Origin of the sequence: Burkholderia sp. JPY481 (assembly GCF_038900515.1) — a bacterium.
In the GTDB taxonomy this organism is placed as follows: Bacteria; Pseudomonadota; Gammaproteobacteria; order Burkholderiales; family Burkholderiaceae; genus Paraburkholderia; species Paraburkholderia youngii.
Window position 1 is genome coordinate 56,652 of record NZ_JAYMRT010000012.1, and the last position, 18,914, is coordinate 75,565.

Genomic DNA, 18,914 nt, shown 5'->3' on the forward strand with positions numbered 1-18,914 from the left:
TGATTTCGTGAGCGCGAACGTCGTCACGCTCTTTTATCTGCTCGCGTCTGTCTGCTTCATTCAGGCGTTGAAGGGGCTCTCCAACCCGAAAAGCGCACGCGCCGGCAATGCATTCGGTATGGCTGGCATGGCGATCGCCATTCTGACGACCGTCGCGCTGATCGCGAAACAGGCCGCATCGCTCGGCTCCAACCTTGCTTTGGGACTGGCGCTTCTGTTTGCCGCGTTAGTCATCGGCGGCGCGGTCGGTGCGTTCGTCGCCGCGCGGGTGGAGATGACGAAGATGCCGGAGCTCGTCGCCGCGATGCACTCGCTGATCGGCGTGGCCGCCGTGTGCATCGCGTACGCGGTCGTGTCGGAACCCGCGGCATTCGGACTTGGTGTCCAGGACGCGCCGCATGCGGGCTTCATCCCCTACGGCAACCGGATCGAACTGTTCATCGGCACGTTCGTCGGCGCGATCACGTTCTCGGGTTCGGTGATTGCGTTCGGCAAGCTGTCGGGCAAATACAAATTCCGCCTGTTTCAAGGCGCACCCGTCGTCTATCCGGGCCAGCACCTGATCAATCTCGTGCTCGCGCTGGCGATGATCGGCTTCGGCGTGCTGTTCTTCCTCACGCAGTCGTGGCTGCCGTTCATCATCATGACGATCATCGCGTTTGTGCTCGGCGTGTTGATCATCATTCCGATCGGCGGCGCAGACATGCCGGTGGTCGTGTCGATGCTGAACTCGTACTCGGGCTGGGCGGCGGCGGGCATCGGCTTCTCGCTGAACAATCCGATGCTGATCATCGCCGGCTCGCTGGTCGGGTCGTCGGGTGCGATCCTGTCGTACATCATGTGCCGCGCGATGAACCGCTCGTTCTTCAACGTGATCCTCGGCGGCTTCGGCAACGAGCCGGGCGCGGCCGCGGGCGGCGCGGCGGAGCAGCGTCCGGTGAAATCGGGTTCGGCCGATGACGCGTCGTTCATGATGGGCAACGCCGAAACCGTCGTGATCGTGCCGGGCTATGGGCTGGCCGTGGCGCGCGCGCAGCATGCGTTAAAAGAGTTGACCGACAAGCTGGTCGAGAAGGGCATCGAGGTGAAGTACGCGATCCACCCGGTGGCCGGCCGCATGCCGGGGCACATGAACGTGCTGCTCGCCGAGGCCGAAGTGCCGTACGACATGGTCTACGAGATGGAGGACATCAACGGCGAGTTCGGCCAGGTCGACGTGGTGCTGGTGCTCGGCGCGAACGACGTGGTGAATCCGGCCGCGAAGAACGATCCGAAGTCGCCGATCGCGGGCATGCCGATCATCGAGGCGTACAAGGCGCGCACGGTGATCGTCAACAAGCGCTCGATGGCGGCCGGCTACGCCGGGCTCGACAACGATCTCTTCTACATGGACAAGACCATGATGGTCTTTGGCGATGCGAAGAAGGTGATCGAGGACATGGTCAAGGCCGCGGCGTGACGGATCGGACGAGGAAAACTCATGGCAGAACTTTATCTCGTGCGTCACGGCCAGGCATCCTTTGGCGCGAGTGACTACGACGTGCTGTCCGAGGTCGGCGAGCGTCAGGGGGTCTGGCTCGGCGAATACTTCGCGCAGCTCGATCTGAACTTCGACCGCGTGATGACGGGCGGCATGCGCCGCCACAGACAGACACTCGACGCAATCTGTCGCGGCATGGGTCGTTCGTTCGGGCCGGTCGAGCAGCATGCCGGCTTGGACGAGTACAACTTTCAGGCGCTCTTCGACGGACTGGATGACTCACATCAGGATTTGAAGGCGTGGCGCGGTGCTTCCCGGCAAGAGTTCTACCGGAGCCTGAAGCGGGTGCTGCAACTGTGGTCGAAGGATTTGATCCGCAGTCCGATTCCGGAGACATGGCGGGAGTTTCAGCATCGCGTCGAAGCGGCGAGGCAGGCGATCCAGCAGAGCCCGGCTGAGCGGGTGCTGGTGGTGACCTCGGGCGGTGTGATGGCGGCCATCGCGCAACAGGCGCTGCAGGCGCCGGCCGACGCCGCGATTGCGCTGAATCTGCAGATCCGCAACAGCAGCTTTTGCCGGTTCTTCTTCAATCGGGATGCGTTTCACCTCGCCAGCTTCAACAGCGATCCGCACCTCGATCGCGCAGACCGGCGCCGCTTCCAGACTTTTGGTTAATTGAGAACAGGGTGAAACGATGACGAACGACGCCATGCAAATAGATGTGGGAACACTTGCCCCGTATCTCGAGCGGACGATCGAAGGGTTCAACGGGCCGGTCAGTGCGCAGAAGTTCGCGGGCGGTCAGTCGAATCCGACCTTCCTGCTGAAGGCGGCCAGCGGCAACTACGTGTTGCGCCGCCAGCCCGGCGGCCCGCTGCTGAAGTCGGCGCATGCGGTGGATCGCGAGTTCCGCGTGCTCGAGGCATTGACGAAAACGGACGTGCCGGTCGCGCGCGCATATCACCTGTGCACGGATTGCGATGTGATCGGCACGATGTTCTACGTGATGAGCTTCGAGGAGGGACGCATTTTCTGGAATCCCGCATTCCCGGAGATTTCGCGTGACCAGCGAGGCGAGTATTACGACGCGATCGTGCGCGCGATGGCGACCTTGCACGACGTGGACGTCGATACGGTCGGTCTGTCCGACTATGGCCGGGCCGGAAATTACTTCGAGCGTCAGATCAATCTGTGGACGAGGCAGTACCGGGCGTCGGAGACGAGCCGTATCGACGCGATGGAGAAGCTGATCGCGTGGCTGCCGCTTCATTGCCCCGCCGACGACGGAACCCGCTCGCTCGTGCACGGCGATTTCCGCGTCGACAACCTGATCTTCGATTCGCAGCAGTGCCGGATCAAGGCCATGCTCGATTGGGAATTATCGACGCTGGGCAATCCGCTTGCCGACCTGGCTTACTTCTGCATGTGTCTGCGGCTTCCCGCCAATGGGCCGGTCGCGGGCCTTCAAGGAATGAACCGGGCTGCGCTGGGTATTCCGGACGAGAAGGCGATCGTCGCGCGGTACTGCGAATTGCGCGGCATTCCGGGAATCTACGGCTGGTCCTTCTATCTCGCGGTCAGCTTTTTCCGCCTCGCCGCCATCGCACAGGGCGTCAAGAAACGTGCGATGGAGGGCAACGCTTCGCATGCCAACGCGGGCGCAGTCGGCGAAATGGTGGAACAACTCGCGCAGATGGCAGTGAGCGCGCTGGAAGAGCAAAGCTGACAGGCTGCGGAGGAGCGCACTGCGCAAACGGGTGACGCCCCAACGAACATGAATCATCGACAGGAGTACGGAGCAGCATGAGCACCAAACTTTTCGATCTGAGCGGAAAAATCGCGCTCGTCACGGGGGCCAGCCGAGGCATCGGTGAAGAAATCGCCCGGTTGCTGGCGGAGCAGGGCGCGCACGTGATCGTGTCTAGCCGCAAGCTGGAAGAGTGTCTGGCCGTCGCGGAGAAGATCCGCCGCGAGGGCGGCAACGCCGAAGCGCTGGCCTGCCACGTGGGCCGCATGGAGGACATCGCAAGAACGTTCGACTACATTCGCACGCACCATGGGCGCCTCGACATACTCGTGAACAATGCGGCGGCCAACCCGTATTTCGGGCACATCCTCGATACCGATCTCGCGGCATACGACAAGACCGTTGAAGTGAACATTCGCGGCTATTTCTTCATGTCCGTGGAAGCCGGCCGATTGATGCGCGAGCATGGCGGCGGCGCCATCGTCAACACCGCTTCGGTGAATGCGCTGCAGCCGGGCGATATGCAGGGCATCTATTCGATCAGCAAGGCGGCGGTCGTCAACATGACGAGGGCGTTCGCCAAGGAGTGCGGCCCATTCGGGATTCGCGTCAATGCGCTGCTTCCCGGCCTGACGCGGACGAAGTTCGCCAGCGCGCTGTTCGAGACCCCGTCGATCTACGAAGAGTGGATGAAAAAGATCCCGCTTCGTCGTCACGCTGAGCCGCGCGAGCTTGCCGGCGCGGTGCTGTATCTCGTGTCCGATGCCGCGAGCTACACCAATGGGGAATGCCTGGTCGTGGACGGCGGGCTGACCATCTAGTGAAAGGAGTCGCCGCCGCTATATCGTCGCGACCGGATCGGTGCACGGTTTTGACGCGGCAGGCGAACGAAAGGAGACACGATGCAATTCGATTACACACCGAAGGTCCGAGAGCTGCAGTCGAAGCTGCTCGATTTCTTCGAGACTCATATCTATCCGAACGAGCACCGGTACCAGGCCGAGATTCAGGCCAATCGGCAAGCCGGCAACGCGTGGATTCCGACGCGCATTATCGAGGAACTGAAGCCGCTCGCACGCAAGGCCGGACTTTGGAATCTGTTCCTGCCGCGCTCGCCACGCGCGCCGGAAGGTCTTTCGAACCTCGAATACGCGCCGCTGTGCGAAATCATGGGACGGGTGCCCTGGTCGCCCGAAGTGTTCAACTGCTCGGCACCGGACACGGGGAATATGGAAACGCTCGAGCGTTACGCGAGCGAGGCATTGAAGGACCGCTGGCTGGAACCGCTGTTGCGCGGCGAGATTCGGTCTGCGTTTCTGATGACGGAGCCTGCAGTCGCCTCGTCGGATGCGACGAACATCTGCTGCCGCATCGAGCGCGACGGCGATCACTACGTGATCAACGGGACCAAGTGGTGGTCGTCGGGCGCCGGAGACCCGCGTTGCAAGATCTACATCGTGATGGGCAAGACCGATCCGGACGCGGAGCGTCATCAGCAACAGTCGATGATCGTGGTGCCGGCCGATGCGCCGGGTATTACGGTCAAGCGCTATCTGCCCGTGTTCGGGTACGACGATGCGCCTCACGGCCATATGGAAGTCGAACTGAAGGATGTGCGCGTGCCCGTGGCGAATCTGCTGCTCGGCGAGGGCCGCGGCTTCGAGATTGCACAAGGCCGGCTCGGGCCGGGCCGCATTCACCACTGCATGCGCAGCATCGGCGCCGCCGAACGTGCGCTCGAATTGATGTGCGAACGCAGTCTCAGCCGCGTGGCGTTCGGCAAGCCGCTGGCCGAGCAAGGCGTGACGCAGGAACGCATCGCCGAAGCGCGCTGTGAGATCGAAATGGCACGCCTGCTCACGCTGAAAGCGGCGTGGCTGATGGACACGGTCGGCAACAAGGCGGCGCGAGCCGAAATCGCGATGATCAAGGTCGTCGCGCCGAACGTGGCGCTGAAGGTCTTGGACTGGGCGATCCAGTTGCACGGCGCCGCGGGGGTATCGGACGATTTCCCGCTGGCCTATGCGTGGGCGAACCAGCGCACGCTTCGGCTGGCGGACGGCCCGGACGAAGTGCATCGCAACGCGATCGCCCGGCTCGAACTCCAGCGGCATTCTCGACGAGACCGCGGTTGACGGGCGCTGTAAAACAGTTCTGATCTCAGGAGTCGGGCATGCAAAGGGAAGTGGTGGTTGTCGGCGGTGTGCGCACCGCGATTGGAAAGTTCGGCGGTAGTCTCAGGGATCAGCCGCCCACCGCGCTCGGCGCATTCGTCGCACGCGAGGTGCTGGCGCGCGCAGGCGTACAGGGCCAGGACGTCGGTCGTGTGGTGTTCGGCAACGTGATCGCCACCGAGCCAAGGGATCTCTATCTGGCCCGGGTCGCGGCGCTGGATGCCGGCGTCTCCGAGGAGACGCCGGCAATGACGGTGAACCGTCTGTGCGGCTCGGGACTGGAAGCGGTCATTTGCGCTGCTCAGGCGATTCTGCTCAGTGACGCCGAGGTCACGCTCGGCGGTGGTGCGGAGAATATGAGTCGCGCGCCTTATCTCGCGACAGACGCTCGTTTTGGCGCGCGGATGGGCGACAGCCGCCTCGTCGACATGATGCTCGGTGCGTTGCACGACCCGTTTCATTCGATTCACATGGGCATCACCGCCGAGAATGTCGCGCGCAAGTACGGCATCACGCGAGAGCAGCAGGATGAGCTCGCGCTGGAGTCGCATCGGCGCGCGGCGCGGGCCATCGCGGAGGGACGTTTCGCAGATCAGATCGCCGCGTTGAAGAGAACCGTGAAAGGGCAAACCACGGTGTTCGATACCGACGAGCACGTGCGCGCCGACCTCGGATATGACGAGCTTGCCGGTTTGCGTCCCGCGTTCGTCAAGGAAGGCGGCACCGTGACGGCAGGCAATGCCTCGGGCATCAACGACGCGGCAGCGGCGCTTCTGATGATGGACGCCCAAACCGCCAGCACGCGCGGGATCAGCCCGCTCGCGCGCCTCGTTTCATACGCGCACGCGGGAGTGGATCCGCAGTACATGGGCATCGGTCCCGTGCCCGCGACGCTCGCTGCGTTGAAGCGCGCGGGGCTGCATGCGTCGGATCTCGATGTGATCGAGTCGAACGAGGCGTTCGCGGCACAGGCGTGTGCGGTGACGGGGATGCTCGAACTGGATCCGCAGAAAGTCAATCCCAATGGGTCGGGCATCTCGCTCGGCCATCCGATCGGCGCCACCGGTGCGCTGATCACAGTCAAAGCCCTCCATGAGCTCGAACGAATCAATGGACGCTATGCGCTCGTGACCATGTGTATTGGAGGCGGGCAGGGGATTGCGGCGATATTCGAGAATCTTCGGCGCGCCTAGGCTCGTCGATCGCAGGGGAACAACATGTCAATCGAAACGATCAGCGTGATCGGTGCAGGTGCGATGGGCAGCGGTATCGCCCAGGTGGCCGCCGTTGCCGGCCTGGATGTCGTGGTCATCGACGTAACCGAAGCCGCGCTGGAAAAAGGTCTTGCCGCAATCAAAGCTGGCCTGGAGCGGCTGGTCAGCAATGCGAAGCTAGACCACGCAGCGCGAGAAGCCGCTCTCGCGCGCATCCAGATATCGACCGACTATGAGCGGCTCGCGAACAGCGATCTGGTTATCGAGGCGGTCACGGAAAACGTCGAAATCAAGCTCGGCATTCTGAAGCGAATCGAATCGGTCGCCAACGGGAAGGCCGTTATCGCCACGAACACCTCTTCGATATCGATCACGACGCTGGCCGCATCGCTAGCGGATCCTTCACGGCTCGTCGGGATGCATTTCTTCAATCCGGTGCCGACCATGCAGCTCGTCGAGATTATCTGCGGTCTGCAAAGCAGCGCAGCGGCCGCTGAAGCTGTCGTCGATCTGACGCGACGTCTCGGCAAGACCGCGGTTCGAGTCAAAAATTCGCCGGGTTTCGCCGTCAATCGAATTCTCGTTCCGATGATCAACGAAGCCTTTTTCGTACTCGCGGAGGGCGTGGCGACCGCGGAGGAAATCGATGCCGGAATGCGGCTCGGCGCCAACCATCCGATTGGTCCGCTTGCGCTCGCGGATCTCGTGGGGCTCGACGTGTGTCTTTCTGTGATGGATGTCCTTCACAGCGACATCGGCGATCCGAAGTACCGCGCATGTCCGCTTCTGAGAGAACTGGTTCGTGCCGGACGGCTCGGTCGAAAGACCGGTCGCGGCGTGTTCCAGTACGACTCATCGCCCCCGGAACGACGCTCGCGTCTCGTCAGCGACCCGAACGACTCGGTGCGGCCGGACGTAGAAGAAGTCATGAATTGATGGCTTTTTGCATTCTTTTGGAGTTCGCTAATATGAAGCAGTCCACGATCAAAGCCACACTATCGTTCAGCGATAACTCGCCGAGCGTTGAAATGCCGATTTACAAGGGCACGATTGGCCCGGATGTCATCGACATTCGCAAACTGTACGGCCAGACCGGCAAATTCACGTACGACCCGGGCTTCATGTCGACGGCGGCGTGCAATTCGGCGATCACCTACATCGACGGCGACAAGGGCGAACTGCTCTACCGCGGCTACGCGATCGACAACCTCGCGCAGAACGCCGACTTCCTGGAAACCTGCTATCTGCTGCTGAAGGGCGAACTGCCGAACGCGCAGCAGAAAGCCGAGTTCGAGAACACCGTCAAGCAGCACACGATGGTGCACGAGCAGATGCAGTTCTTCTTCCGCGGCTTCCGCCGCGACGCGCACCCGATGGCGATTCTGGTTGCCGCGGTCGGCGCGCTGTCGGCGTTCTATCACGACTCGCTCGACATCAATAACCCGCGTCACCGCGAAGTGTCGGCGATCCGCATGATTGCGAAGCTGCCCACGCTGGTCGCGATGGCGTACAAGTACAGCATCGGCCAGCCGTTCGTGTATCCGAAGAACGACCTGTCGTACAGCGCAAACTTCATGCGCATGATGTTCTCGAACCCGTGCGAAGAGTACGTGGTCAACGACGTGCTGGTGCGCGCGCTCGACCGTATCCTGATCCTGCACGCGGACCACGAGCAGAACGCGTCGACGTCGACCGTGCGTCTCGCCGGTTCTTCGGGTGCGAATCCGTTCGCGTGTATCGCGGCCGGTATCGCATGTCTGTGGGGCCCGGCGCACGGCGGCGCGAACGAAGCCGCGCTGAACATGCTGGAAGAAATCGGCTCGGTCGACAACATTCCCGAGTTCATCAAGCAGGTGAAGGACAAGAACTCGGGCGTGAAGCTGATGGGCTTCGGCCACCGTGTGTACAAGAACTATGATCCGCGCGCGAAGCTGATGCGCGAAACCTGCCACGAAGTGCTCGAAGAACTGGGCCTGCACGACGACCCGCTGTTCAAGCTCGCGATGGAACTCGAAAAGATCGCGCTCGAAGACGAATACTTCGTGTCGCGCAAGCTGTACCCGAACGTCGATTTCTACTCGGGTATCGTGCAGCGCGCGCTGGGCATTCCGACGTCGATGTTCACGTGTATCTTCGCGATGGCACGCACGGTCGGCTGGATCGCGCAGTGGAACGAAATGATCGCCGATCCTGAGCAGAAGATTGGTCGTCCGCGTCAGCTGTTCGTCGGCGAGGGTAGGCGTGTGGTTGGCCAGTGCGGCGAAGCTCGGGCAGGTGATCAAATGCGGCAACCGGGTGAGAGTGAGTAACGCCAGGATGTGCGTGCGATGTGCTGGCAAGCGGCAAGCCGCTCGGCCGCAACGAATCTTTGAGTGCAGCGTCGTGAGATGGAACCGGCGCACTGACATTCTGGCCTCGATAGAGGAAGCGTCGGTCAGGACGCTGATCGGTTGGCCGCCGTTGTGCGCCAACCCATTTGGCGTCAACAGGAGAGAACTATGCTAGGGAAAAAGCTTCTTGTCGCTGCGGCCGGTGTGCTCGCACTAGCGGCGACCGCAAATGTCTTCGCACAGGCAAGCGACGCCGGCACGGCGGCATCGAGCGCCAAGTCGGCAAAGCAGGCCAATCGAGCGCTCGCCAGGGAGGTCCGCCGCGCTCTGTCCAGGACGAAAAACCTGAACATCAGCAACATCAATGTGCGGGCGAACAATGGCGCGGTCACGCTCGCGGGTACCGTGCCAGACGCTACGATGATCGATAGGGCTGGCGAGGTTGCCAAGGGAGTCGCCGGAGTCAGTTCCGTGAAAAACACGGTTTCCATCCGCCCGCCAGGGCAGTAGCAGGTCCGAGGGTGAACGTGTCCGTGTGCATTGGCGCACACCACCCTTGACCGGCAGTCGCACGGCACTAGGACGTCAAGACGATCGCCGACTTCAGACGAGATAGCGGCCAGGCCATACGCAACGATTGCCGGCAATTTGTGATGCTTCGGGTTAACGCCGGTTGGCGCGAAAACCTAAAACCATGGCGCCTGATCATCAAAGCGCATCGCGGGATTGCCTTATCGTGTGTGTGACCGAATCGCCGATGTTTCGAGCGGTATTTCATAGGCGCCCGCGTGTCCCGTTCTTGCAGCGACGAACCATCACATGCCCGGGCACGCGCGCTTCTGCCGGGATGCGAGCGCCGCGCCCCGTCCCGCTGACGCTGAGTTATTCGATGAGCCGGGACTTCCTGAGTACCGGGTATGCAGATGGAGCGCGCCGGCATGATCGTTGACGCGCGGTACTAACGAGTTTGGGAAACTATACGAAATGATTTTGTGTTTCACACGGACCAGCCTGCTGGGCCACGCCGATCGCGAGGATACTCCTCGATGACCTCTTCTGACCAAATCCTGAATGAGAAAGGCTGCAGTGAAGGAGGCGAGCGATCCGTCCTCAAGATCGAAACGTTCTTCGACTTCGTTTGCCCCTGGTGTCTGATCGGCAAGCGCAATCTGGATGTGGCCGTTTCGCGTTTCGAAAGCTCGCGGCCCGATGTGCGCGTATCGGTGCAGTGGCGTTCTCACCAGTTGCTGCCCGGCATGCCTGTCGAGGGTTTGCCCTACCAGGCGTTCTATCGCGATCGTCTTGGGAGTGCGGAAGCCGTGGCGGCGAGGCGTGCGCAGGTGCAGCGAGCAGGCGATGACGCGGGCATCAAATTCGCCTTCGACCGCATCGAGGTGATGCCGAACACCGCCGCTGCGCACGAACTTGTGACCTTCGCGGCGAGCCGTGGAACCGGCGTGCAGACGACGGAATTGATCGACCGGATTCTCACCGCCTACTTCATGGAAGGCGAGAACGTTGGCGACAGCGAGGTCCTCGCGCGCCTTGGCCTCGAATTCGGCCTCGAGTACACGAGTCTGACGGCACACCTGACGGCGTCAAAGCGTGCCGCGAATCTCGCCGGCCAGCGACGCTCGTTCGGCGACGCGAAGGTGAGCGGCGTGCCGCATTTCGTGTTCAACACGCACTACTCGCTGTCGGGCGTCTATTCGCCAATGGCGTTGGCAAGTGCCATGACGCTTGCCGTCGCGAATTGAAGTCGTACGGCAACGTCGCGCGCATACGTTTTGATCCCGTCTGCGTGGACCGCAAAAAGGCCGGAGTTATCCGTCATGAAAGTGCGGATAGCGGGGCGGGCCATCGCGACGCTGCACGCGGCGCGCGCTTGCGGCGGACAAGCTCCCGGGCACCGCGCTCGATGTCTTCGAGCACCACCTGACGGCGGCCGACCGGGAGCGGCTTCATGCCGAATTCATCCATGCATGCCTCACAGGCGACGGCCCGAACGAGGCGGACCGCAATGACCTGGGCGGTGCCAGCTCATAGCGTTCCGGCCGCCGGCGACGACTCGGGTTTGCCCCTAGTTCGCGATAAACAAATGGAATTGCTTTTCGACGAATTTTGATTGGATTTCCAACGGATGCGGACATATCGTGCGTCAGTCCAATGCCGCAATGCGTGCGTTCGGATCGAAAAACGGCCTCGCCGATAGAACAAAACATCCAGGAGACTTACCTTATGGAGCAATCCTCTACGGCGCCGCGTGTGCCGGAGTCGGGCGCTAGTGGCGCTCAGAACATCGCTTCCAACGACCAGGCTTCGCCAAGGGTGCGGCGAATTCAGCGTACCGCGCTTGTTTTGCTCCTCCTGAGCGGGGTCATCAACTATATCGATCGCGCAACGCTGTCCATCGCGAACCCGCTGATCCGGCACGATCTTGGACTCTCGGTCGCGGAAATGGGCCTGCTGCTTTCGGCGTTTCTCTGGGCTTATGCGTTTGCGCAACTGCCAGCGGGCGCGCTGGTCGATCGCTTCGGCGCGCGCGTCATGTTAACCGTCAGCCTGGCGACATGGTCGGTGGCGCAAGCGTTCGGCGGCGTCGTGAACAGCTTCGGCCAGTTCTTCACCGCTCGCATGGTGCTGGGAATAGGGGAGGCACCGCAGTTTCCAACGGCGGCCAAAGTCGTTCGCGACTGGTTCGGCAAAAAAGAGCGCGGCGCCGCGACCGGCATCTGGAACAGTTCGTCGACGCTTGGCACTGCAATATCGGCGCCTTTGCTGACGGTCTTAATGTTGACCGTGGGATGGCGATGGATGTTCGGCATCATGGGAATCGCGGGCCTCCTCGTTGCACTGTGTTTTTTCCTCGTGCATCGCGACCCGCATCACGTCGACTTGACGCCGCGGGAGCGCGCGCATCTATCCGACGTCGATGGGGAAGCCCAGAGCCGTCCGACATGGCGCGAGTGGCGCCGTCTGTTCGACTTCGGCACCACGTGGGGCATGCTGCTTGGATTCTTCGGCACGATCTACGTCTTATGGCTTTACAACGCGTGGTTGCCGACGTATCTGCAAATGGAACTTCACCTGACTATTGCGAAGTCGGGATGGGTGGCTGCGGTTCCCTATCTCTTTGGCGTGGTGGGCAGTCTCTCTGGCGGAAAGATTTGCGATGTGCTCGCGCGGCGAGGGGTATCGGCAATCAACAGCCGGAAGTACCCGATGGCGGCCTCGCTTGTCGGTGTCGCCGTGTTCACGGCACTGACCGGTCTCACGCACAGCGCAACGCTGGCGGTCGTGTTCATCTCGATCTCGATGTTGCTGCTGTATGTCTCTAGCAGTGCGGCCTGGGCGACGGCGTCCGTTGCTGCGCCCGCCAATTGCACCGCGTCCATCGGCGCCATGCAGAATTTCGGGGGCTACTTCGGGGGCGCGCTGGCACCGGTGGTCACGGGCTTCATCGTGCAGCAAACACACTCGTTCCAGCCCGCGCTGTTCGTAGGGGCGGGTGTTGCCGCTGTCGCGGTGATCGGCTATTGGCTACTCGTACGCGGCCCAATACCGCCGGCCGCGCTTACCCGTGATGTGTAACGGCAAAACGACGCTACCGCGGGCGAGGGTCTGGGGCTCTCGCTCTAATCAGTCAGGTAGTGCGGCAGGAAGCCGGATTTCATAGCGCTGCGCGCAGGCCTCAAGCGCCGGGGCGATCGTCGGGTGCAGTGCCACTCCGTCGCGCAGTTGCTCGCGCTTGAGGCTGAGTCCGCGATCTCCCGGCATCCGCACACCTGCCGTTCCGGGGCGCGGCGGATTATCTCTGCATGCATCGCCGAGCCAGTCCATCTGCCGCGCGAACGCTCCGAGACCGCCAAAAGCCGCCGGATCGTATAGCGACAGAAACACGGTGGCGCCCCATCCATCGGCAGGATCGGCTCGACCGTGGCCTGCCAGGCCTCCCGTCAGCGCCTCGATCAACAACGCCAGCCCGAAGCCCTTATGCCCCCACGTCATGCCGCCAATCGGTAAGATGGATCCCGGGGGCTCAGCGGAGAGCACGCCGGGATCTCGGCTGGGCTGCCCGTCCGCATCGAGAAAGCATGCTTCCTCGAAGAGTTGTCCCGCTTTATGTTGGCGCGCGGTCATGCCGTTCGTCACGGTCGACGAGGAGATATCGATCAGAAACGGCGTGCCCGAGGTTGGAATGCCCGCCGCGATCGGATTAGGTGTAAATACGGACCGCGTGCCGCCGTGAGGGGCCACGCTTTGCACCGCCGGGTCGGAACTGCTGAGCAAGATCATGAATCCTTCGGCAGTGGCGTTCTCCAGATAACTGGCAAGGCATGCGATGTGGTGGCTTCGCCGAATCACCAACGTCGCGCTGCCATACTTCCTCGCCCGCGGCGCCAGCGTTTCGATGCCACTGACAACCAGCCACGGGCCCGGAAGACGCCGACCGTCCCACAACACGCTGCCGCCCCGGTCTGAAACGACCTCGGGCTCGCCGTAGCAGGTCATCGTCGCGTTTTCGATCTCACGGATATATGCGGGCAGCAACGCAAGGCCGTGCGTGTCATGTCCCATCAAGTCACCGTCTACGAGCGTACGAGCGACTGTGCGCGCTTTGACGTCCTCCATTCCGACCCTGACCAGCAGACGCTGTGCGAAGTCTTGCAGTTCATCGGCGGAGTAGCGGACTGATGTATTCATCGTGATTGGGTCAGTGAGGGTGATTGTTCGAAGATTGCCGGGTCGGAAATGCCCGACGCGCTTCGGATTGTCGTTTGAGCTTTTGATAAGCGTCCAATTGCGAATTGAGTAAAATCAATTCCATCTGGTTATGAGTTTGTCTGTGTTTACCCTATGCCGCAAGATTGCACCCTCTCCGTTACCCAACTGCTGACAAAGCTGCGCTTCAGGCATCTCCAGTTGCTTGAACTGCTCGGGCGTAGCCGCAACCTCCGTATCGCGGCTGAGCAGATGCACGTCACGCAGCCGGCCGCCACGAAGATCCTGAGCGACCTGGAGGCGATGTTTGGTGCGTCGCTGTTCGACCGGCTACCGCGCGAAATGCGGCCGACCGATCTCGGTACGCTGTCCGTGCGCTATGCGAGCACGACGCTGTCCGCTCTGGGCAAGTTTTCGAGCGAGTTCGCGACATTGAAGAATGGCGGCTATGGTCATCTCACGGTCGGCTTCATTCCGGCTTCCGCCGCACAACTCGTCACCACCGCCATCAAGGAGATCCAGCGCCGACGCCCGAGACTCGTCATCAAGCTGGTCGAGCAAAGTAGCGATCAACTCGCGACATGGCTTGAGGAAAGGCGACTAGATGTGATGATTGGGCGCCCGACAGAGCCACGACATGAAGCGCTTTTCAATGTGGTCGATTTATTGGCGGAGCCGGCGCGTGTGGTCGTCGGGCAGCATCATCCGTTGCTAAAGCAGCGGCGCATCGGGATCGCCGACCTGGGCGAGTGGCCGTGGATCTTGTATCCGCAAGGCACAGCCATGCGGCAGCTGTTCGAAGAGACGTTCGCGGCGGCTGCCATGGTCGCGCCTGTGGGCATCGTGGAAACCCCCTCGATTTTTTCGACGCTAGAGTTGCTGCAGGCCACCGACATGATCTCCCTTCAACCAAAGGCAGCGATGGACAGGTACGTCAAGCATGGCCTTCTAGGTTATCTGGACGTGCCGATACGGCGGACAATGTCGAACTACAGCGTCATTACACGAAAAGACGAAGCTGCTTCGCAAGCGGTGAACGAATTCGTTGCCATCCTCTTCGCAATAGCCGCGCAATGCTAGGTTGGTCAACGTGACGGTCGTGAGAGTACGTTTCCCAATTGCGTAACCAGGCACAGTGTCGGCATTATCTTCATGTGCTTGCTGGTAAACCTCGGGTGTCACGGTCTCAGCATCTAGCTGCCTGGTGTACGACGCAGTTCGGCCTCACGCTCGCGAAGTCGGCGAGGTGGACCGCTGCATCGGTTTTCGGCGTACCGGTTGCCATCTGAACCCACCTTCGTCACGTATCAGATGGGCGCGCTCATTAATCGATCCAACGACCGTTGTTCAATCGACGGGTGCCACGATTCGCGGACGGCACGAACGGTTGAATCCGCATCGTCATTCGGCCGGCGATCGCGCTCCACTCGCTCGCAGGATCATGCTCACCACTTCTTCCGTAGTCGCCTCGAAGCGCTTCGTCGCTAGCGCGCGCTTGCCCGAGAGCGCGCATATCTGTGCCTCGAAATCGGCATAGTGCTGAGTGGTTGCCCAGATCATGAACAGTAGGGTCGGCGGATCGACGGGCGCGAGCAAGCCTTTGGCAATCCATCGCTCGATCAGCTTCACACGTGTGTCCATCCACGGCTTCACGCGTTCGAGCAGGATCTCCTGCATATGCGCCGCACCGCTGATGATTTCGTTGGCCCACACCTTCGAGCCGAGCGGGCGGCGCCGTGACAGGGCCATCTTGGCGCGTACGTAGCCGCCTATCGCCTCGACCGGATCGTCGCTTGCATCGAACACGTTGGCGGCCGCGTTCCATTCCTCGAAAACATCGTCGAGTACGCGCCAGTAGAGCGCGAGTTTGGTCGGGAAATAGTAGTGCAGATTGGCCTTCGGCAAGCCCGCGCGCTCGGCGATCAGCGCCGTGCTCGCGCCTTCGAAACCGCGTTCGGCGAACACGGCTTCGGCACATGCGAGCAGGTGAGATTCATTCGACGCGCGAATCGCGGCTTTGCGCCGGCCGGGCCTATGCGTTGCGTCAGCGGTTGGCTGCGCCAGCGCCGTGCCACGCGTCCCGAAGGGCACGGGTCGCGCGGTGGGTTCGTCGTTGCGCATAGTGTTCGGTCCATTCGAAAGAAATGAGAAGCGCGTCGGCCGCGCGCGTGCCGGCTTCATTGTAGCCACGATGCAAGTGCGTCGCGTATTCACCCGCGTCGGCAGAAGCGCGCAAGTCGGACGTCCGCGTGCTTTTCGCGCACTGCAGCATCGATGGCACGGTTCTCGCTCGTAACTCCGCATTGAATTAGCGAAGTTTATCGTCTAAAACCTGTCCAATCGGACAGGATTCGAAGGGCGGGATTTCAGGAGCCGCATAGTGCTATCCAGGCGTGCACCGCGATGGCTCTTCGCGCCCCAAACGGTGGCGTGCAGGCACGTTTGACGAACACGGACAGGAGGACACGTATGAACGCAGTAAGCGAAGCCGCGCTGACGACCGCGATCCACGTGAACGGCCAGCGCTTGTGGGACAGCCTGATGGCGATGGCGAAGATTGGCGCGACCCCCAAGGGCGGCGTGTGCCGTCTCGCGCTGACCGACCTCGACAAGCAGGGCCGCGATCTCATCGTGCAATGGGCGAAAGAGGCGAACTGCACGGTGAGTGTCGACCAGATGGGCAACGTGTTCATGCGCCGCGCGGGGCGTGACAACGACCTGCCGCCCGTGATGACCGGCTCGCACGCCGACTCCCAGCCGACGGGCGGCCGCTTCGACGGTATCTATGGTGTGCTCGGCGGGCTCGAGGTGATTCGCTCGCTGAACGATTACGGCATCGAAACCGAGCGGCCTGTTGAAACGGTGATCTGGACCAACGAAGAGGGCTCGCGCTTCGCGCCGGCGATGGTCGCCTCCGGCGTATTTGCCGGCGTGTTCACGCTCGAGTACGGGCTTTCGCGCAAGGACGTCGACGGCAAGACCATCGGCGAGGAATTGCAGCGGATCGGCTATGCGGGCGCAGTGCCGTGCGGCGGTCGCAAGATTCACGCTGCGTTCGAGCTGCACATCGAACAAGGGCCAATACTCGAGGCCGAAAACAAAACGATAGGCGTGGTCACCGACGCGCAAGGCCAGCGCTGGTACGAAGTCGTGCTCACGGGGCAGGAGGCGCACGCGGGGCCTACGCCCATGCCGCGCCGCCGCGACGCGTTGCTGGGCGCCTCGCGTGTGGTGCAGCTCGTCAATGAAATCGGCCTGCATCACGCGACGCTCGCGTGCGCGACAGTTGGCATGATGCAGGTGCATCCGAACTCGCGCAACGTGATTCCCGGCCGCGTGTTCTTCACCATCGACTTTCGCCATCCGCAGGACGAAGTGCTCGCGCAGATGGACGCCGAACTGCGCGAAGGCATCGCGAAGATCGCGCAACAGGGCAAGCTGGAAGCCGAAGTGGAGCAGATTTTCTACTACGCGCCCGTGCCGTTCGACGAGGCGTGTGTGAAGTCCGTGCGCGCGGCGGCCGAGCGCTTCGGCTATTCGAATCGGGACATCGTGTCGGGTGCAGGTCACGACGCGTGCTATCTCGCGACGGTCGCGCCGACCTCGATGGTGTTCGTGCCGTGCATCGACGGCATTAGCCACAACGAAGTCGAGGACGCGACGATCGAATGGATCGAAGCCGGCGCGAACGTGTTGCTGCACGCGATGCTCGAACGCGCGAGCGAACCCGGCTGACGCACGACGATTGAACGCTAGCGGTCTCAGCGCCGCGCTGTCTTTCCAACGATTCCCCTGTACCGGCCGCGCGCATCACGCGCACGGCCGGCGGACCCGTGTTTTGCCTCGCAAGGAGCACCCGGATGTCCCAGACCACCTCGAATGCCGCCGACGGCATCGCCGCAGGCCGTCTCAGCGCCGAGCAGCTCGGCTGCAATTTTGCCGACGTCGCGCCGCCGCTTTCCGCGAACGCGGCCGTGATCGCGGCCGACCGCTGTCATTACTGTTACGACGCACCCTGCGTAAACGCGTGCCCCACGGGCATCGACATTCCCGGCTTCATCCGCAAGATCGGCAACGGCAATCTGAGGGGGGCGGCGCGCGACATTCTGAGCGCGAACCCGCTGGGCGGCATGTGCGCGCGAGTGTGCCCCACCGAAATTCTCTGCGAAGGCGCCTGCGTGAGAAATCATCAGGATGGCGAGCCGGTTCGGATCGGCGCGCTGCAACGTCATGCCACCGACTTCCAGATGGCGCGCGAAGCCGCCGGTGCGCCTGCGCTCTTCAAGCGCGCGAGCGACACGTGCCGTCAGGTCGCGGTGGTCGGCGCGGGTCCCGCGGGTCTTGCCTGCGCGCACACGCTCGCGCTGGCCGGGCATCGCGTGAGCGTCTTCGATGCGGGCAAGCATCCGGGCGGTCTGAACGAGTACGGCATCGCGGCGTACAAGACCGTCGATGATTACGCACAGCGCGAGGTGCGGTGGCTGCTTTCAATCGGCGGGATAGAACTGCGCCAGGGCCAGCGGCTGGGGCATGACATGACGCTAGAGGAACTACGCGCAGCGTACGACGCGGTGTTCATCGGCGTGGGACTCGGCGGCACGCACACGCTGTCCGTCGAAGGCGAAATGCTCGACGGCGTGCTCGATGCGGTGGATTTCATCGCAAGCGTTCGCACGGCCGACGATCTAGCCAGCGTGCCCGTCGGCCGCAAGGTGGTGGTGCTCGGAGGCGGCAACACGGCAATCGACGCCGCCGTGCAAAGCCGCAAGCTGGGCGCGGAGCGGGTGACGCTCGCCTATCGTCGCGGCGCAGCGCAGATGAGCGCCACCTGGGCCGAACTGGAGTTCGCGCGTAGCCAGGGTGTGGCCGTGGCCGAATGGATGAAGCCGCTGCGAATCGTCGGCGACACGCAGGTGCAGGCCGTGGAATTCGAGCGCACCGAGCTCGATATGGCCGGCGCGTTGCGCGGCAATGGGGAGATCGTGCGCGTGGAGGCCGACATGGTGCTGAAGGCCATTGGCCAGAAGCTCTTACCCGCAGGCCTTGATGGGCTGCAACTGACCGACGGAGCCGGGCGCATCGCAGTGGACGCGAACGGCGCCACCTCGCTCACGGGCGTTTTCGCAGGCGGCGACTGTGCCGGCCACGCCGGAACCGATCTGACCGTTCAGGCCGTGCAGGACGGCAAGCTCGCCGCGCACGCGATCGACCGCTTCCTTGCGAACCTGTCTGCGAGAGCCGCCTGAG

General features: G+C 62.4%; 15 protein-coding genes and 1 pseudogene. 14 read left to right on the forward strand and 2 right to left on the reverse strand.

Annotation, left to right across the window (positions count from 1 at the left end; genetic code table 11):
• The first annotated feature begins 7 nt into the window (after positions 1 to 7).
• The 11 genes and pseudogenes from VSR82_RS25725 (at position 8) to VSR82_RS25775 (ending at position 12,536) form a co-directional block, all read left to right on the forward strand.
• Positions 8 to 1,459 carry an NAD(P)(+) transhydrogenase (Re/Si-specific) subunit beta gene (locus VSR82_RS25725; protein ID WP_498858231.1) on the forward strand — a complete coding sequence of 484 codons (1,452 nt, stop codon included), beginning with the start codon at positions 8 to 10 and terminating at the stop codon, positions 1,457 to 1,459.
• 21 nt (positions 1,460 to 1,480) lie between these two features.
• Positions 1,481 to 2,155 carry a histidine phosphatase family protein gene (locus VSR82_RS25730; protein WP_429463466.1) on the forward strand — a complete coding sequence of 225 codons (675 nt, stop codon included), beginning with the start codon at positions 1,481 to 1,483 and terminating at the stop codon, positions 2,153 to 2,155.
• Positions 2,156 to 2,174: 19 nt separating this feature from the next.
• Complete coding sequence (locus VSR82_RS25735; protein ID WP_498858208.1) at positions 2,175 to 3,206, forward strand: phosphotransferase family protein; 1,032 nt, start codon at positions 2,175 to 2,177, stop codon at positions 3,204 to 3,206.
• Positions 3,207 to 3,283: 77 nt separating this feature from the next.
• Complete coding sequence (locus tag VSR82_RS25740) at positions 3,284 to 4,048, forward strand: SDR family oxidoreductase (RefSeq protein WP_368581510.1); 765 nt, start codon at positions 3,284 to 3,286, stop codon at positions 4,046 to 4,048.
• Positions 4,049 to 4,129: 81 nt separating this feature from the next.
• Positions 4,130 to 5,362, forward strand: a complete 1,233-nt coding sequence (locus VSR82_RS25745; protein ID WP_410848416.1) for an acyl-CoA dehydrogenase family protein — start codon at positions 4,130 to 4,132, stop codon at positions 5,360 to 5,362.
• 38 nt (positions 5,363 to 5,400) lie between these two features.
• A complete protein-coding gene (gene bktB / locus VSR82_RS25750) occupies positions 5,401 to 6,594 on the forward strand; it encodes a beta-ketothiolase BktB (protein ID WP_498858209.1) in 1,194 nt (397 codons plus the stop codon).
• Positions 6,595 to 6,618: 24 nt separating this feature from the next.
• A pseudogene (locus VSR82_RS25755) lies at positions 6,619 to 7,464 on the forward strand (3-hydroxybutyryl-CoA dehydrogenase); the annotation flags it as partial.
• A gap of 119 nt (positions 7,465 to 7,583) precedes the next feature.
• Positions 7,584 to 8,924: a citrate synthase gene (gene gltA, locus VSR82_RS25760; protein ID WP_429463475.1), complete on the forward strand. Its 1,341-nt coding sequence runs from the start codon at positions 7,584 to 7,586 to the stop codon at positions 8,922 to 8,924.
• 189 nt (positions 8,925 to 9,113) lie between these two features.
• Positions 9,114 to 9,455, forward strand: a complete 342-nt coding sequence (locus VSR82_RS25765; RefSeq protein WP_368581514.1) for a BON domain-containing protein — start codon at positions 9,114 to 9,116, stop codon at positions 9,453 to 9,455.
• 536 nt (positions 9,456 to 9,991) lie between these two features.
• Positions 9,992 to 10,702: a DsbA family oxidoreductase gene (locus VSR82_RS25770; RefSeq protein WP_429463477.1), complete on the forward strand. Its 711-nt coding sequence runs from the start codon at positions 9,992 to 9,994 to the stop codon at positions 10,700 to 10,702.
• Between the two features lie 481 nt (positions 10,703 to 11,183).
• Positions 11,184 to 12,536 (forward strand): MFS transporter, encoded by a 1,353-nt coding sequence (locus VSR82_RS25775; protein WP_429463481.1) that lies wholly within the window; start codon positions 11,184 to 11,186, stop codon positions 12,534 to 12,536.
• 48 nt (positions 12,537 to 12,584) lie between these two features.
• Here VSR82_RS25775 and VSR82_RS25780 read toward each other — a convergent pair whose 3' ends face one another.
• Positions 12,585 to 13,649, reverse strand: a complete 1,065-nt coding sequence (locus tag VSR82_RS25780; RefSeq protein ID WP_498858210.1) for an Ldh family oxidoreductase — start codon at positions 13,647 to 13,649, stop codon at positions 12,585 to 12,587.
• A 153-nt stretch (positions 13,650 to 13,802) separates the two neighbouring features.
• On the opposite strand from VSR82_RS25780, the gene VSR82_RS25785 reads away from it, so the two are divergent.
• Positions 13,803 to 14,747: a LysR family transcriptional regulator gene (locus VSR82_RS25785; RefSeq protein WP_429463485.1), complete on the forward strand. Its 945-nt coding sequence runs from the start codon at positions 13,803 to 13,805 to the stop codon at positions 14,745 to 14,747.
• 321 nt (positions 14,748 to 15,068) lie between these two features.
• Here VSR82_RS25785 and VSR82_RS25790 read toward each other — a convergent pair whose 3' ends face one another.
• Positions 15,069 to 15,788: a TetR/AcrR family transcriptional regulator gene (locus VSR82_RS25790; RefSeq protein ID WP_368581518.1), complete on the reverse strand. Its 720-nt coding sequence runs from the start codon at positions 15,786 to 15,788 to the stop codon at positions 15,069 to 15,071.
• 348 nt (positions 15,789 to 16,136) lie between these two features.
• On the opposite strand from VSR82_RS25790, the gene VSR82_RS25795 reads away from it, so the two are divergent.
• Both VSR82_RS25795 and VSR82_RS25800 read left to right on the forward strand, forming a co-directional pair.
• The gene (locus VSR82_RS25795; RefSeq protein ID WP_498858211.1) at positions 16,137 to 17,402 is read left to right on the forward strand and encodes a Zn-dependent hydrolase; all 1,266 of its coding nucleotides are present in this window, start codon (positions 16,137 to 16,139) and stop codon (positions 17,400 to 17,402) included.
• A gap of 125 nt (positions 17,403 to 17,527) precedes the next feature.
• Positions 17,528 to 18,913 carry an NAD(P)-dependent oxidoreductase gene (locus VSR82_RS25800; RefSeq protein WP_429463489.1) on the forward strand — a complete coding sequence of 462 codons (1,386 nt, stop codon included), beginning with the start codon at positions 17,528 to 17,530 and terminating at the stop codon, positions 18,911 to 18,913.
• The last annotated feature ends 1 nt before the right edge of the window (position 18,914 follow it).

Excerpts from the sequence above, each read along its gene's own strand:
- VSR82_RS25730 (WP_429463466.1), top strand. The coding sequence starts at position 1,481 with ATGGCAGAACTTTATCTCGTGCGTCACGGCCAGGCATCCTTTGGCGCG.
- VSR82_RS25735 (WP_498858208.1), top strand. The coding sequence starts at position 2,175 with ATGACGAACGACGCCATGCAAATAGATGTGGGAACACTTGCCCCGTAT.
- VSR82_RS25740 (WP_368581510.1), top strand. The coding sequence starts at position 3,284 with ATGAGCACCAAACTTTTCGATCTGAGCGGAAAAATCGCGCTCGTCACG.
- VSR82_RS25745 (WP_410848416.1), top strand. The coding sequence starts at position 4,130 with ATGCAATTCGATTACACACCGAAGGTCCGAGAGCTGCAGTCGAAGCTG.
- bktB (WP_498858209.1), top strand. The coding sequence starts at position 5,401 with ATGCAAAGGGAAGTGGTGGTTGTCGGCGGTGTGCGCACCGCGATTGGA.
- gltA (WP_429463475.1), top strand. The coding sequence starts at position 7,584 with ATGAAGCAGTCCACGATCAAAGCCACACTATCGTTCAGCGATAACTCG.
- VSR82_RS25765 (WP_368581514.1), top strand. The coding sequence starts at position 9,114 with ATGCTAGGGAAAAAGCTTCTTGTCGCTGCGGCCGGTGTGCTCGCACTA.
- VSR82_RS25770 (WP_429463477.1), top strand. The coding sequence starts at position 9,992 with ATGACCTCTTCTGACCAAATCCTGAATGAGAAAGGCTGCAGTGAAGGA.
- VSR82_RS25775 (WP_429463481.1), top strand. The coding sequence starts at position 11,184 with ATGGAGCAATCCTCTACGGCGCCGCGTGTGCCGGAGTCGGGCGCTAGT.
- VSR82_RS25780 (WP_498858210.1), bottom strand. The coding sequence starts at position 13,649 with ATGAATACATCAGTCCGCTACTCCGCCGATGAACTGCAAGACTTCGCA.
- VSR82_RS25785 (WP_429463485.1), top strand. The coding sequence starts at position 13,803 with ATGCCGCAAGATTGCACCCTCTCCGTTACCCAACTGCTGACAAAGCTG.
- VSR82_RS25790 (WP_368581518.1), bottom strand. The coding sequence starts at position 15,788 with ATGCGCAACGACGAACCCACCGCGCGACCCGTGCCCTTCGGGACGCGT.
- VSR82_RS25795 (WP_498858211.1), top strand. The coding sequence starts at position 16,137 with ATGAACGCAGTAAGCGAAGCCGCGCTGACGACCGCGATCCACGTGAAC.
- VSR82_RS25800 (WP_429463489.1), top strand. The coding sequence starts at position 17,528 with ATGTCCCAGACCACCTCGAATGCCGCCGACGGCATCGCCGCAGGCCGT.